The sequence below is a fragment of the Trichocoleus sp. AS-A1 genome (assembly GCF_039962015.1).
Classification (GTDB): Bacteria; Cyanobacteriota; Cyanobacteriia; order Cyanobacteriales; family FACHB-T130; genus FACHB-T130.
The window spans coordinates 1-15385 of sequence record NZ_JAMPKG010000014.1 but is presented as its reverse complement, the minus strand read 5'-3'; the positions used below and the strand labels follow the sequence as shown (position 1 = coordinate 15385).

The 15385-nt window shown below is 47.9% G+C and carries 7 protein-coding genes and 1 pseudogene; 7 read left to right on the top strand and 1 reads right to left on the bottom strand.

What is annotated here, in order from left to right; all coding sequences use genetic code 11:
• The first annotated feature begins 78 nt into the window (after positions 1-78).
• Positions 79-1272 (top strand): HhoA/HhoB/HtrA family serine endopeptidase, encoded by a 1194-nt coding sequence (locus NC994_RS12655; RefSeq protein WP_190433498.1) that lies wholly within the window; start codon positions 79-81, stop codon positions 1270-1272.
• A gap of 251 nt (positions 1273-1523) precedes the next feature.
• On the opposite strand, the gene dnaK is transcribed toward NC994_RS12655, so the two are convergent.
• Positions 1524-3452: a molecular chaperone DnaK gene (dnaK, locus tag NC994_RS12650; protein WP_190433496.1), complete on the bottom strand. Its 1929-nt coding sequence runs from the start codon at positions 3450-3452 to the stop codon at positions 1524-1526.
• Between the two features lie 490 nt (positions 3453-3942).
• Here dnaK and NC994_RS12645 point away from each other — a divergent pair, with 490 nt between their 5' ends.
• From NC994_RS12645 to NC994_RS12620, 6 genes and pseudogenes are all read left to right on the top strand, one after another.
• Complete coding sequence (locus NC994_RS12645; protein ID WP_190433487.1) at positions 3943-4980, top strand: ADP-ribosylglycohydrolase family protein; 1038 nt, start codon at positions 3943-3945, stop codon at positions 4978-4980.
• A gap of 103 nt (positions 4981-5083) precedes the next feature.
• Positions 5084-6142, top strand: a complete 1059-nt coding sequence (dusB, locus tag NC994_RS12640; RefSeq protein ID WP_190433485.1) for a tRNA dihydrouridine synthase DusB — start codon at positions 5084-5086, stop codon at positions 6140-6142.
• 90 nt (positions 6143-6232) lie between these two features.
• Complete coding sequence (locus tag NC994_RS12635) at positions 6233-7993, top strand: serine/threonine-protein kinase (protein ID WP_190433482.1); 1761 nt, start codon at positions 6233-6235, stop codon at positions 7991-7993.
• Positions 7994-8805: 812 nt separating this feature from the next.
• Entirely contained in the window at positions 8806-11841 is a 3036-nt protein-coding gene (locus NC994_RS12630) for a filamentous hemagglutinin N-terminal domain-containing protein (protein ID WP_190433480.1), read from the top strand.
• A 40-nt stretch (positions 11842-11881) separates the two neighbouring features.
• A complete protein-coding gene (locus tag NC994_RS12625; RefSeq protein ID WP_190433478.1) occupies positions 11882-14650 on the top strand; it encodes a CHAT domain-containing protein in 2769 nt (922 codons plus the stop codon).
• Positions 14651-14800: 150 nt separating this feature from the next.
• Positions 14801-15227 (top strand): annotated as a pseudogene (locus NC994_RS12620) (IS5 family transposase); the annotation flags it as partial.
• Positions 15228-15385 lie beyond the last annotated feature (158 nt).

The window sequence follows — 15385 nt, the reverse complement described above, 5'->3', positions numbered from 1 at the left end:
CCAAATGCTGCTCATCCACAGCATTTTTTGATTAGAGTGGAATTATTACCTGTATTGCTGTCCTTCAGCCCAAAGACCATGAGTTTACTTGTCAAACAGCTGACCACTTATCTAGCTTTGCTGGCTATCGGCGGTGGTGCAGGAATATATGCCAGTCGCCATTTCGCAGCAGACAACCCCAGTGTCGAAGGCAGAATCCCATCAGCGATTCCAGCCGCGCTACAGCAAATCTCCCCGCCCCAGAATCGCGCTCCCCAAGAGAACCTGAATTTTATTGCCGAAGCAGCCGAAAAAGTTGGCCCTGCTGTCGTGCGAATTGATGCGGCTCGTACCGTATCGCAGGACATTCCAGATACTTTCAGAAGCCCGTTTTTCCGACGATTTTTTGGGAACGAAACGCCGGTTCCGGAAGAACGGGTGGAACGAGGTACCGGATCTGGCTTCATTCTCAGTGCTGATGGTCGCTTAATGACAAATGCCCACGTTGTCGCGGGGTCAGATAAGGTCAAGGTGACGCTCAAAGATGGTCGGACGATGGAAGGTCGAGTGGTGGGAGCCGATCCGGTTACGGATGTGGCAGTTGTCAAAATTGATGCGACAAAGTTGCCGACGGTACGCTTGGGAGACTCGAATAACTTAATACCGGGACAGTGGGCGATCGCAATTGGCAATCCCCTCGGTCTAGATAACACGGTGACGGTGGGTATCGTCAGCGCGACGGGTCGCTCCAGTTCGCAGGTAGGTGTCCCGGATAAGCGAGTCAGATTTATCCAAACCGATGCCGCTATCAACCCCGGTAATTCCGGAGGTCCCTTGCTAAATGCCAGGGGTGAAGTGATTGGGATTAATACAGCCATTCGGGCAAATGCTCAGGGACTCGGTTTTGCCATCCCGATTGAAACCGCCGAACGAGTCGCCAATCAGCTATTTAGCAAAGGTCGCGTCGAGCATCCCTACATGGGAATTCAAATGGTAACGCTGACGCCGGAACTAAAAGACGACATTAACAAAGACAATGAGGCGGGCTTCAAAGTTACGCAGGATAAAGGCGTTGTCATCGTTCGGGTGGTCAAAAACTCACCCGCAGAACGCGCTGGCTTGCGTGCAGGAGATGTGATCCAGAAAGTTGGCGGTCAAGCGGTCGCAAGTGCCGATCAAGTGCAAGAACGGGTAGAAGCGAGTAGCGTCGGCTCCAGATTAGAAGTAGAGGTCAACCGTAGCGGTCGGACTGAAACTGTCCAAGTACAACCTGGTGCCTTCCCTGTGGAGTAGCATCAATAATTTCTGTTTTTAACGCAAAGGTACGCTGAGGTTGGCGCAAAGGTACGCAAAGCAGTAGGGAGCTAGGTTGAGGAAGGAAACCCGAACCTTAGACTAGACACGCTTCTAGGGAGCGGGTCATTTTGGGGCAAGGAAGAAAGTAATTGTGCGTAGTTTTGCATTAAAAAAGGGCTGATGAGCGCCCAAAAGCAATTCATCAACCCTTATTAGCAATTAGCGATTAGCACTTAGCACTTAGCTAATTACTTGCTTTCCGTAAAATCAGCATCAATTACATCATCCCCAGTACCAGTGGACTGACTGGAACCACCACCACCACCAGGGGTGCCGGTGCCATCGCCAGGAGCTGCACCTGCGCCGCCTGCTTGTTGATAGATGTTCGTGCCGATGGTGTAGAGAGCCTGCTGTAGCTCTGTGGTAAGCGTCTTGATGCGCTCATCGTCTTCCTTAGCGATCGCATCGCGCAGGTCTTTGACCAATCCATCGACCTTGCTCTTGTCAGCAGCGGGAACTTTGTCACCCAAGTCAGCCATTTGCTTCTCAGCTTGGTAAACGAGGGAGTCAGCTTGGTTCTTGCGGTCAATCTTCTCACGACGCTCCCGGTCAGTGGAGGCATTTTGTTCGGCTTCCTTAACCATCCGCTCCACTTCGTTTTGGGGCAGGGTGGAAGCACCCGTGATGCTGATTGATTGCTCTTTACCAGTACCGCGATCCTTAGCTGTGACGTTCAGGATACCGTTGGCATCAATATCGAAGGTAACTTCAATTTGTGGCATTCCACGAGGAGCCAGAGGAATCCCATCCAGACGGAAGATCCCCAACTCTTTGTTGTTCGCCGCCATCTCCCGTTCGCCTTGCAGAATCTTGATTTCTACGTTGGTCTGATTATCTACAGCAGTAGAGAAGACCTCAGACTTCTTGGTAGGAATCGTGGTGTTGCGGGGGATAATCTTGGTCATCACGCCACCGAGGGTTTCCACACCCAAAGAGAGGGGGGTAACGTCGAGCAGCAATAGTCCTTCAGTTCCAGCTTCACCTGTGAGGACACCGGCTTGAATTGCGGCACCGATAGCTACCACTTCATCCGGGTTGACGGTTTGATTGGGTTCTTTGCCCAAAACCCGCTTCACCAGTTCTTGTACGGCAGGAATCCGGGTAGAACCACCGACCAGCACGACTTCATTAATTGCACTCTTGTCTTGCTTGGCGTCGCGCAGGGCGTTCTCTACAGGAATGCGGCAGCGATCGATCAAGTCAGCGCAGAGTCCTTCAAACTGAGCGCGAGTCAGGGTCATATCCAGGTGCTTTGGACCATCCTGGGTAGCGGTGATAAATGGCAGGTTGATTTCCGCTTGTGTGACGCTAGATAACTCAATCTTGGCTTTTTCAGCGGCTTCCGTGAGACGCTGGAGGGCTTGACGGTCTTTGCGGAGGTCAATGCCTTCAGATTTTCTGAATTCTTCGGCTAAGTAATCAACGATTTTCTTGTCGAAGTCGTCACCACCCAGGTGAGTGTCACCAGAGGTCGCTAACACTTCAAACACGCCATCACCCATTTCCAGGATGGATACATCGAAGGTACCGCCACCCAGGTCAAATACCAGAATGGTTTCGTTGGCCTTTCTTTCGAGTCCGTACGCCAAGGAAGCGGCGGTCGGCTCGTTGATAATCCGCATTACATCAATCCCGGCAATCTTACCAGCATCTTTGGTAGCTTGGCGCTGGGAGTCGTTGAAGTAAGCGGGAACGGTGATTACAGCTTGGGTAACGGTTTCTCCAAGGTACTTGCTGGCATCATCCACCAGCTTGCGAAGCACTTGGGCAGAAATTTCTTCTGGTGCAAACTGCTTGCTCTGAGCGGGGCAGTCTAGCTTAACGTTGCCGTTGCTATCGCGCAGCACTTTGTAAGAAACTTCGGTGGCTTCGTGGGTGATTTCTTCAAACTTGCGTCCGATAAAACGCTTGACCGAATAGAAGGTGTTTTCGGGGTTCATCACCGATTGACGCTTGGCAATTTGACCCACTAAGCGATCGCCATTCTTGGCAAATGCTACGACAGAGGGGGTTGTCCGAAAACCTTCTGCGTTAGCGATCACAGTAGGTTTACCACCTTCCATCACTGCTACGCAGGAGTTTGTCGTACCTAAGTCAATTCCAACTACTTTTGCCATAGGGGTATTTCGGCTTCCTAATAACTACAAAAACTTTTGAGGGCGGATACGGAACTACAAATTGAACCAACCGGGTTAAATCAGCAGCTCTTTCCAGATTTAATAACCATTGGTGCGTGCGTACCGATCTATATAGTGTGCGGGATTAGCCACTCTGGTGTTGTGGGGTTTTCCGAACCTGAGGAAGGACGGTTAACCTTCAGGAGGCATCCCCTTTGGCTCAATCACTTAACATCTGCTGATTGCTTTCACTGTGTCTACTGTAAGGAAATCAGGGGCTTTAGGTATGGGGGCAAGCCGTAATTAAATAGGTGTATTTGCCGTCTAGAGGAATTCAATGCGATCGCGATTAGCTCGTTGGACTCTCTACCAACACAACCTAAATCATTCACGATTAGTTCGTTCTCAAAGCTTGTATTATATGTATTACAAAAGATGCGATTTTCGAGCCATCGTTCGGAATTTCTAAAAAAGAAGAGTTGTACTAGCTATGCGCCGTGCTTCTGGATGCCTGTTTGGTTTAGCTTTTGGTGACGCGCTCGGTGCTGTAACTGAGTTTCTCAATGTTGACGAGATCCTGCGCCGCTTCCCACCCCAAGGGCCGCAGCAACCTATGGGCAATCCGGCTCGCGTTACAGACGACATGCAGATGACTTTAGCGGTTGGAGAGGCACTTTTGGAAGTAATACCGCCTTTGGGTGCTGAGAGCCTAGAGCCGCTGCTACGCCGCGCCTTCATCGACTGGTGGGACAGTCCTGACAATAACCGGGCACCGGGAAGAACTTGTCTAAATGCCTGCGCTAACTTGGCAGATGGCCTGCCGTGGGAGCAGGCAACGGTAGCAACCTCAAAGGGTTGTGGAGCCAATATGCGGGTGGCACCTGTAGGTCTGGTCAACAATCTGGACACAACGACCCGCGCCGCGATCGCTCAGTTCCAGGCAGCTTTGACCCACGGGCACCCCACCGCCCTTACTGCCTCGGATTTAACGGCAAGAGCGATCGCTGACCTGGTAGCGGGTGGCGATCCCAAAGGGCTACCTTCTCGACTTCGCGCCTATGCTGAGGAGCAACGCTCGATCTACCATGCCAACTGGCTGGGGTTGCTCTGGCAACGTCCCTCTATCAATACACCAGAGGAATTTATCAGTCGTGGCTGGGATGAATGTTTGTCCATCCTTGATCGTCTGGATGCCGCCTTGGCAGAACCGAACCGGGATGCAGACCCCTGTTTAGCAACGGGGGAAGGATGGATCGCAGAAGAAGCCTTTGCCACAGGTCTACTGTGCTTTCTACTGTTTCCTGAAGAGCCAGTAGCGGCGCTCCGGCGTGCGGCACTCACCGCAGGCGATTCAGACTCTATTGCCTGCCTTACGGGTGCTTTCGCCGGAGCCTATTTAGGGATGGCAGCATGGCCCGAAGATTGGGTAAGCCGCATCGAGTACCGCGATCGCTTAGCAGCACTCGGCAACCGATGGGATGAGGAAGCAACTTCAGATGCCAGTGGCGCTCAGGTGCCCTTATCGTAAGCGATCGCAATTCACAATAAAGATCGGGGCGCTCGTCATAATCAAATGGTTCAACAGCGATCGCTCGTAAAATGGAAAAGCCCGGTTGACCGCGATAAAACCTATGGTTACTCTTTCTCCTAGCCTGCAATCCCGACTCTCGACACCGCTGAAAATTGGCTCTTTTGAAGTCAAAAGCCGGGTTTTACAATCGCCCCTCTCTGGCGTTACCGATATGGTGTTTCGTCGCCTGGTGCGCCGCCATGCGCCCGACTCAATGATGTACACCGAGATGGTGAACGCAACGGGACTCCATTACGTGAAGGAACTCCCCAAGATTATGGAGGTAGATCCGAACGAAAGACCGATCAGCATTCAGTTGTTTGACTGTCGCCCAGATTTCTTGGCAGAAGCGGCTGTAATGGCGGTGAAAGAGGGCGCTGATACGGTTGATATCAACATGGGTTGCCCGGTCAACAAAATTACTAAAAACGGCGGTGGTTCTTCGTTGTTGCGGCAACCAGAGGTCGCTGAGGCAATTGTCCGGGCGGTCGTGAAGGCGGTGAATGTGCCGGTGACGGTAAAAACGCGCATCGGTTGGACAGATAAGGAAATCAATATTCTGGACTTTGCCAAGCGCATGGAAGATGCGGGGGCGCAAATGATTACAGTCCACGGTCGCACCCGTTCCCAAGGTTACACTGGCCCAGCCAAGTGGGAGTGGATTGGGAAAGTGAAGGAAATTCTGTCGATTCCAGTGATTGCCAATGGCGATATGTTTTCCGTGGAGGCGGCGGTGAAGTGTTTGGAACAAACCGGCGCGGATGGGGTGATGTGTTCGCGGGGAACTCTGGGTTATCCCTTTTTAGTGGGAGAAATTGACTATTTCCTAAAAACTGGGCAAGAAAAGACGCCACCAACGCCGATACAACGGTTGGAATGTGCCAAAGAACATCTGCAAGCTTTGTGGGAATATAAAGGCGATCGCGGAATTCGGCAAGCTCGCAAGCACATGACTTGGTATGCCAAGGGTTTTGCTGGTGCTGCGGAGTTGCGCGGACATCTAGCGGTGATCGAAAACCTTGAGCAGGGGTTGGAGACGATCGATCGGGCGATTGAACGACTGGCTAATTCTACTTGGCAGGAGGTGGAAGAAGAGGAGTTAGCATTGGTGGAGGTTTGAACCGCTCTAGGCGCAGAAGGCGCGAAGGAGAACAAGGGAAGGAAAGCGATCGCCTAGAATAGACGCCATCTACCTGCATTGTTTGCCGTCATGAGCAACTCCTCACACACTTTAAGTCCCCGTCCCCGCTATCAGACCATTCGAGAACTTGGGCGCAATCGCGCTGGGGGTCGCATCACTTATCTGGCAAAGGATAACGTCACAGAGCAGTCAGTCATCCTGAAGCGATTTCTATTTGCCCAAGTTGGGTCTGAATGGTCGGGTTTTAAAGCTTATGAGCGCGAGATTCAAGTGCTACGAGGACTTGATCATCCTGGAATTCCCCGTTACCTCGATTCCTTTGAAACCCAAGCTGGTTTCTGCATGGTGCAGGAGCATAAAGATGCCCTGCCTTTATCTGCTCCACGCAGTTTTGACCCGGATGAAATCCAGAAAATTGCTGCTTCTGTCCTAGAAATTCTTGTTTATTTACAAAATCGGATTCCATCTGTAATTCACCGGGATATTAAACCTGAAAATATCCTCGTAGACGAACAACTAAATGTTTATCTGGTGGATTTTGGCTTAGCTCGAATTGGCAGTGGGGAAATGGCAATGAGCAGCGTCGCTGCTGGGACATTTGGGTTTATGGCACCCGAACAGATATACAACCGCCAGCTAAACGAAGCGACAGATTTATATGGTTTAGGCGCAACACTCATTTGCTTATTAACTGGGACAAAATCAACGGCAATTGACACCTTATTTGATGAAGATGGTCGCCTTAATTTCAAGCCGCTGCTTCCCAAGCTGAGCCTGCGTTTTGTGGATTGGCTCTCAAAAATGGTCGAACCCAAAGCAAAAGACCGTTTCCCCAATGCTACGGCTGCTTTGGAAGCTCTCAAGCCGATTTATGTTAATCGCTTACCGGAAGTTAAATTTAGCCAACTGGCTTTGGAATTTAAAACAACACAACTAGGCGAAAAATTAACTCAAACCGTTAGGGTTAATAATTCCGTTCCGGACACTTTGCTAGAAGGGACTTGGGAAGTAGCCCCCCACCACAGCGATCCGCGCTATTCCAATTCTCATGCTTGGATTTCCTTTGAACCCGCCACATTTAAGAGTAATCATGCTGATTGCAAAATCACCGTGAATACGAATAAGTTGATGGCAGATAAAACCTACAGCCGTCAGATTTTATTACACACCAATTCTTCCCCAGAAACTTACCCGCTCACGATTACAGTTCGCACAACTCTGCTTGAAACTCCAAAGCCGCCTTATATTTCAATGGCTTTGCTATTAGGAATTGCTTTAGCAATGACTGGATTTTGGACAGGTGCGATCGCTTGGATGGTAGCAATTCTATTCAAATTTACCTCTTGGACATCTGTAGCAATTTTTGAAGTTGGAGTAATCGCGGTATTTTTGGCTTGGTTTAGCGCCGGAACTCTACTGGCAGCAGTTGGCATCAGAACTGTGCTAGGCATAAAGATTGCAGCTTGGTTGACCACTGTGACAATGTTAGTTGTTTTGTTGTCATCAGGGTTCTTACCGGCGGCGATTACTGCCTTGGGAACCTTGGCAGGTCTAGTAATTGGCTTCCTAAATGGGGCAGTAATTAAAAATTATAAAGAAAGGGGATTTCCTGAAAAGATTGCCATTGGCAGCGCACTTTTAATAACAGGTTTCGGCATGAGCTTAGGGACAGGATTCAATATCGGCTTCTTCAATTTCTTTCTGTTTTTATCCTTACTAGGAACCAGTTTATCCTTAGCTGCTATCATGTATTATCCATATCAACAGCGAGAAAAACTGATGGCTAACTATCGCCATGCAACACAAACTAGGCGTCTGATTAAGCCATAGCAGAGATCGTGGGGAAAGAACGAAATAAAAAGGGCGATCGCTCTTTTTATTTCGCTTTATCGCTGACAAACAATAAATTATTTGCTGCCCTTCACAATTTCACATTCTTCGTCCCGGAATTAATAAAATCTTTTATGTTGATGCTTTGGTTTAGATAACACGCTTGTGCTGATAAAACACATTAACTACCAATAAGAACTAAAACTGCTATCAGCAGGCTTAATCCCAACAAAGTTTCTGATAATTTCGATTTTTTTATTCAAATTATAGACGATATTAGAAGTAACCCTAAAATCATCCAAAAATGTGAAATTAATCAGCGGAATATTCTATGGAAATTTTTGAGCTGGTGCAATAAATTTATAAGAACATGGCATTGCCATGCCCTACAAACGTCAGAGCCTTAATATAACCTACCCAAATAAGAAATACTATAAAGTGGAATACCAAAACTTCTCCTATTAATGAAAAATCTTACAATTCGTACCAAGCAAAAACTATTACTAAATATTGATGGTAACTTCTGGGTAAGTTAAATTTAGAACAGTGTTGAGCTATTTTCTATAATTCTTTACTTACTTAGTCCTATTTGCAGGTAATTTATAAATTACTAATTATTACTGACTCCTTATTAAGGATACACCTTCTAGTTTATGAAACATTTTATACATAAACTCCAGAAATTAGCGAAACTATCAATTCATCTAATTTGTTAAATTTCAAAATGTAAATTTATAGGGGCCTTAGGTAAACTCTGAGTAATGTTTAAGTAGGATTACCCAAAAAGGCAAGTTCTGCCCTTGTATAAATGTATGGTGGGCAATTTCTCTAGCAGAAAGAATATTTACTCGTTTTGGATTACTAATGGGATTGCCCTCTGCTGTCTAGTGACGGCAACCCCCAGCGTGGCTCAAATTGTCCCCGATGCCACTTTACCTAACAATTCCACGGTTACAACCAAGGGGAAAGTTAGCACTATTACTGGGGGAACAGTAGCAGGAAACAACCTGTTCCACAGCTTTAAAGAGTTTTCTGTAATTAATGGGAGTACGGCATACTTCAACAATGGTTGGGCTATTGAGAGCATATTGACCCGTGTGACAGGTTCATCCGTCTCTAACATTAATGGTTTGATTAAAGCTAATGGCGGTGCTAGCTTATTCCTAATCAATCCAGCAGGAATTATCTTTGGTTCCAAAGCCAAACTAGATATAGGAGGTTCGTTTCTAGCAAGTACCGCCGATACTTTGCTGTTTAACAATGGTATAGAATTTAGCGCTACAAATACTCAACCAAAACCCCTCCTGACAGTAAACACGCCTATTGGTTTGCAATTGAGGGACAATCCTGCCAGTGTAGAGGTGGAGGGGTCTAATCTAAAAGTCGAACCAAATCAAAATTTAGTTCTGGTAGGCGGTGAGATTCGCTTACAGAAAACGAAACTAACAGCACCGGGAGGACGACTTGAGCTAGGAGGATTATCTGTAGCCGGGGAAGTTGAACTCAAGGAAAATGGCAGTTTGAACTTTCCTAATAATGTAGCGCGAGCAGATGTGTCTCTTACTAATTATAGTTCTGTTGATGTGGGTGCTGGAGGTGGAGGCTTTATTGGAATTCATGCTCGTAACTTTAAAGCCTCGGAAGGAAGTAAGCTTACAGCTGGAATAGAAAAAAATTTAGGAACACCGGAGGCTCAGGCGGGAGATGTGGAAATTAATGCTTCTGATGCAGTCTCTTTGGATGGGAGTAAAGTAGAAACTCAGGTAGATAAGAACGCCAAGGGTAATGCAGGCAATATCAAAATTACCACTGGCTCACTTTCGCTTACTAATCAAGCCTCACTGAAGGCAAACACTCTGGGACAGGGAAATGCAGGTCAGGTAATCGTTCGTGCCAGCGATACCATTTCTTTGTGGGATGAAGGTTTCATCACCAGCAGAGTGGAAGAGAACGCCGTGGGCAGCTCAGGGGGCATCGACATTACTACAGGAACCCTGTCTATGGTGAATAAAGCTGGACTAACTGCTTCCACCGAGGGTACAGGAAATTCCGGTGAGATAATCATTCGTGCCAGCGATGCCATCTCCTTGCAGGATGGAAGCTTTATCAACAGCAGGGTGGTCAAGAACGGCGTAGGCAACTCAGGGGGCATCAACATCACCACCGGCTCACTTTCGCTTAGCAATGACGCCTCAATGAATGCCAATACACTGGGAAAGGGGAATGCAGGCAATATCAAAATCACTACAGGCTCGCTTTCTCTGAACAATGAAGCCTCATTGAGTGCCAACACTCTGGGACAGGGAAATGCCGGTCAGGTGATCGTTCGTGCCAGCGATACTATTTCTTTAGTCAATGGAAGTATCATCACCAGCAGAGTAGAAAAAAACGCCGCAGGCAGCTCGGGCGGCATCGATATGACCACAGGCATCCTGTCTCTAGTGAATGAATCGGGACTCACTGCCTCTACCGAGGGCACAGGAAATTCCGGTGAGATAATTATTCGAGCCAGCGATACCATCTCCTTGGATGGGAGTTTCATCAACAGTAGGGTAGTAAAAGACAGCATCGGCAACTCAGGTGGCATCAACATCACCACCGGCTCACTGTCTCTGACCAATGACGCCTCAATGAATGCCAATACACTGGGAAAGGGGAATGCAGGCAATATCAAAATCACTACAGGTTCGCTTTCTCTGAACAATGGAGCCTCATTGAGCGCCAACACTCGGGGACAGGGAAATGCCGGTCAGGTGATCGTTCGTGCCAGCGATACTATTTCTTTAGTCAATGGAAGTATCATCACCAGCAAAGTAGAAAAGAACGCCGCAGGCAGCTCGGGCGGCATCGATATGACCACAGGCATCCTGTCTCTAGTGAATGAATCGGGACTCACTGCCTCTACCGAGGGCACAGGAAATTCCGGTGAGATAATTATTCGAGCCAGCGATACCATCTCCTTGGATAGGAGTTTCATCAACAGTAGGGTAGTAAAAAACGGCGTCGGCAACTCAGGTGGTATCGACATCACTACCAAAACACTGTCTGTGACTAATAATGGAGAGCTGAATGTCAGCAGCTTTGGACAGGGTAATGTAGGAAACCTAGATATTCAGGCTGACTTTATCCTACTTGAGAACCAAGGAAAACTAACAGCAGAAACTGCATCGGGTAATGGCGGCAATATTACGCTACAGGTGCAGGACTTATTGCTATTGCGCCACAACAGTCAAATATCAACTAATGCAGGCACTGCCAAGGCTGGTGGAAACGGCGGTAACATCACCATCAACGCCCCATTCATCGTCGCCGTTCCTTCAGAAAATAGCGATATTACCGCAAACGCCTACACAGGTACTGGCGGCAAAGTCAAAATCACTGCTCAAGGCATCTTTGGCATCCAATTTCGAGAACAACCGACAGCACAGAGTAGTGACATTACTGCCAGTTCCGAGTTTGGGCTTTCAGGAACCGTGGAAATCAACACACCCGATGTCGATCCCAGCCAGGGGTTAGCCGAGTTGCCAGTTGAGCCAGCGAATGTGGAAGTTGCACAGGGGTGCCAAGCAGGTGGAAAACAGGCGGCTATAGGGTTTTTCAGTACGGGTAGAGGAGGCTTAGCACCTAATCCTTACGAACCGATTAGCAGCAATAAGATTTGGGAAGATGTGCCACCACCAGCGCGGAGGGTTGAGAACTCGACGGCTGCTAGTGCTTCTGCCTCGCTACCACTGCCACCTGACAAAATTGTAGAAGCCCAAGGGTGGAGCGTTAACGATAACGGAAAGATTGTCCTCGTTGCCCAAATGCCCGCCACTCAGTCGCAACGTGGCTGTCGCCTACATTAGCTACCTGTGACTGTTTGATTTCACAGTTGAGAACAAGCAGATGAGCAGAAAATTACTTAGATTTTGGGATTACATCCAACGCTCGGTGAAGTTTGCGTCACTCAAGGCGTACCAGCGGATACTAGGACTAATTCTTCTGGCACCGTTGGCACTCATTACAACTTTATATATCCCGGCTGTTTCAGCTCAACTCGTTGAGGAAATTTCTCAAGTTGATTCTCAAACCTCAAATGCCCAGTTTCTACTGCAACAGGGTCTAGAACTTTATGAAGCCGAAAAGTATTCACAGGCAACAGAAATCTTCAGGCAGGCGGCTTCTGCATTTGCAAACCAGGGAGATAGTTTGAACCAAGGGCTGGTGCTGCGCTATCTTTCGTTGGCTTATCAGCATTTGGGAGAGTTGCAGGAAGCAGAAAAAGCGATCGCTAACAGCTTCAAACTGCTAAACGAGCGGCAAAACACAACTAACACTCAGGATTATTTAGACGTTTTTGCTAAAGCTTTGAACACTCAAGGTCGCTTGCAAGCGACAAAAGGGCAGTGGTCGGAGGCTCTAGAAACGTGGAAGAAAGCAGCAGCTACTTATAAAAAAGCTGGCAATGAAACGGGTGTCATTGGTAGCGCGATCAACCAAGCTCGTGCCCTGCAAGCATTAGGATTAAGCAGTCAGGCTGAAGCGGAATTAACACAGGTCGAACAAATCCTCCTAAAGCAATCAGATCCGAACCTCAAGGCAACTGGATTGCAGAGTCTCGGTGAAGCTTTCAGACGAGTTGGTGAGTTGAAAAAGTCTCGTGAGGTTTTGCAGCAAAGTTGGGCAGTCGTGGAGAGAGAATTTCAACTTTCTAAAGTTCGGGGTTCTACTTTGCTCGAATTGGCTAATACCGAACGCGCTTTAGGTAATAGAGCGATCGCAATCGGCAACGTGAAAGATGCTCAAGAGCATATTCGAGATGCGATCGCATATTATCAACAAGCAACCAATTCACCCAACCTCCGACTCCAAGCTGAGTTGAATTGGCTGAGTCTGTTAGTAGAAACTGGGAAATGGTCAGAAGCAGCGCAACTCGGCTCGACAATTCACCAATCGATCGCTAGCTTGCCTCCGAGTCAAACAAATATCTACTCCCGGCTTAATTTTGCCCGGAGCCTGACTTGTCTCCATCCCGGTCTTGACAAAAATTCGCTTTCTTGCAGTAATTCCGATCGCTCGTTGAAGCTGAGGGAAGGCTTTTCCGAGCTAAGTGCTGTTTCGTTGCCAGAGATTACGCAGATATTAACCACTGCTATTCAACAAGCTCGTAGCTTGAAAGACCGCAGAGCCGAATCCTATGCCATTGGTCAATTGGGTGGGTTGTACGAGCTAACCGCGCAATCGAGCGCAGCTCAAGACTATACTCAACAAGCTCTCGTGTTAGCCGAGGAAATTCAAGCCCCTGATATTCGCTACCGCTGGGAATGGCAGATGGGGCGTTTATGGGAAAAACAGGGGAATCTAAATAGAGCGATCGCTACCTATCAAGAAGCGGTTAAAACTCTTAAATCCGTTCGCAGCGATTTGCTTACTATCAATTCCGACGAACAATTTTCCTTTCGGGATAATGTCGAACCCGTTCACCGCAAATTAGTCGATTTGCTATTGAGAGCTAAAGGAAACTCAGAACCAAGCCAAGAAAATCTCAAGCAAGCGATTGAGGCAATTGACTCCCTCCGCTTAGCCGAACTTGAAAATTTTCTCAACTGTAACCTTTCGCCGACAGTACGGCTGACGCAGGATATTGACAAGATAGACCGGAAAGCAGCATATATTTATCCAATTATTTTGGAAGACCGATTAGCGGTTATTTCCCAATTGCCAGGGCAACCTCTAAAGCATTCTGTCACTCTAGTCAAACAAATTGAGGTAGAAGAAACGGCGAGCGAACTGCGCTCTAACATCCTTAAACGCAACCGGCCAGAAGACGTTATAGAAAAGGCTACACGGGTATACAACTGGTTGATAGAACCTCTAGAGAAAGATTTAGAAAATAATAGCAGCGAAGTCAAAACTGTAGTATTTGTCCTAGATGGAGTTCTGCGAAATATTCCCATGTCAGTTCTGTATGATGGCAAACGGCAAGAGTATCTGATGCAGAAGCCGTATGCCCTCGCCGTAGTTCCAGGTTTACAACTTTTCGACCTCCGGCCTTTGCAGCGAGAACGGTTAAAAGTTTTAACAGCGGGAGTAAGCGAACAACGGCAATTTGGGGTGCGAAAGTTTGAAAAGCTTCCGAACGTAGTACAAGAATTGCAGCAAATTAAGAATATAGTGCCTTCAGAATCGCTGCTAAATCCAAAATTTACAGGAGGAAATCTCGAACAGCAAATTAATTCCGGAGCTTTTTCCGTAGTTCATATTGCCACTCATGGCAAGTTCAGTTCTAATCCCGAAGAAACGTTTATTCTCACTTACGATCGCCTTCTCGATAGCAATAATTTAAATAACTTACTTCGAGTTAACAATCAAAGCTCATCAAATATCATCGAATTACTCGTCCTCAGTGCTTGCGAGACAGCTAAGGGAGATAACCGAGCGACTTTGGGACTGGCTGGAATAGCCGTGCGGGCAGGGGCACGCAGTACGCTGGCAACGCTGTGGCAAGTTAGCGATCGCTCAACCTCTGAACTGATGGAGCAGTTCTATAAGCAGTTAACTAAGCCTGAATTGACGAAAGCTGAAGCACTTCATCAAGCGCAGTTAGAACTCTTTAAGCAATACAAAGCTCCCTACTATTGGGCACCTTATGTTCTAGTAGGGAATTGGCTTTAGTCTTTGCAGTATTGAGAGTTTTTGTTACTCAGCTTAAACACTTAGGGCGTGTCATCAATTAGATAAGCTAGAGCAAGAGAGAGAAGTAAAGGCTGAGCAATGACACGACGGTATGCCCTGCGCGATGACCAATGAAAGCGGCTCCAAGACTTGTTACCGGGACGAGAAGGAACAGTGGGTGTGACAGCTCTCATACAATCGATTGTTTGTCGAAGCCGTGCTGTATCGCTATCGGGCGGGGATTCCTTGGCGGGACTTGCCGACACGATTTGGCGATTTTCGGGTGGTGCATACTCGCTTCAGTCGCTGGTCAAGAACGGGCGTGTGGGAGCGAGTATTACAGCACTTAGGGTTGGATGCCGACAACGAATATGCCATGATTGACTCCACGATTGTCCGTGCGCACCAGCACAGCGCGGGCGCAAAGGAGGGGAGCCATCGACCGAAGCGATTGGACGCAGCTCTCGTTGGATTGAGTACCAAGATTCATGCCACCACCGATGCGTTGGGCAACCCTTTAGGCTTTCATCTCACGCCGGGACAAGCCTGTGATCTTGAGGGAGCGGACCAACTCCTTGCCGAACTGGTGGCGGATACGTTGCTTGTCGATAGGGGCTATGATTTCACGGGGTGACAACCCCGTCAAAATATGCGTAAAATCAAGGACATAGCCCTCAGACCTCTCTGAAAAAATGGCAGCTTGTTACGTCTTATTACCATTAATTCATGAACAAT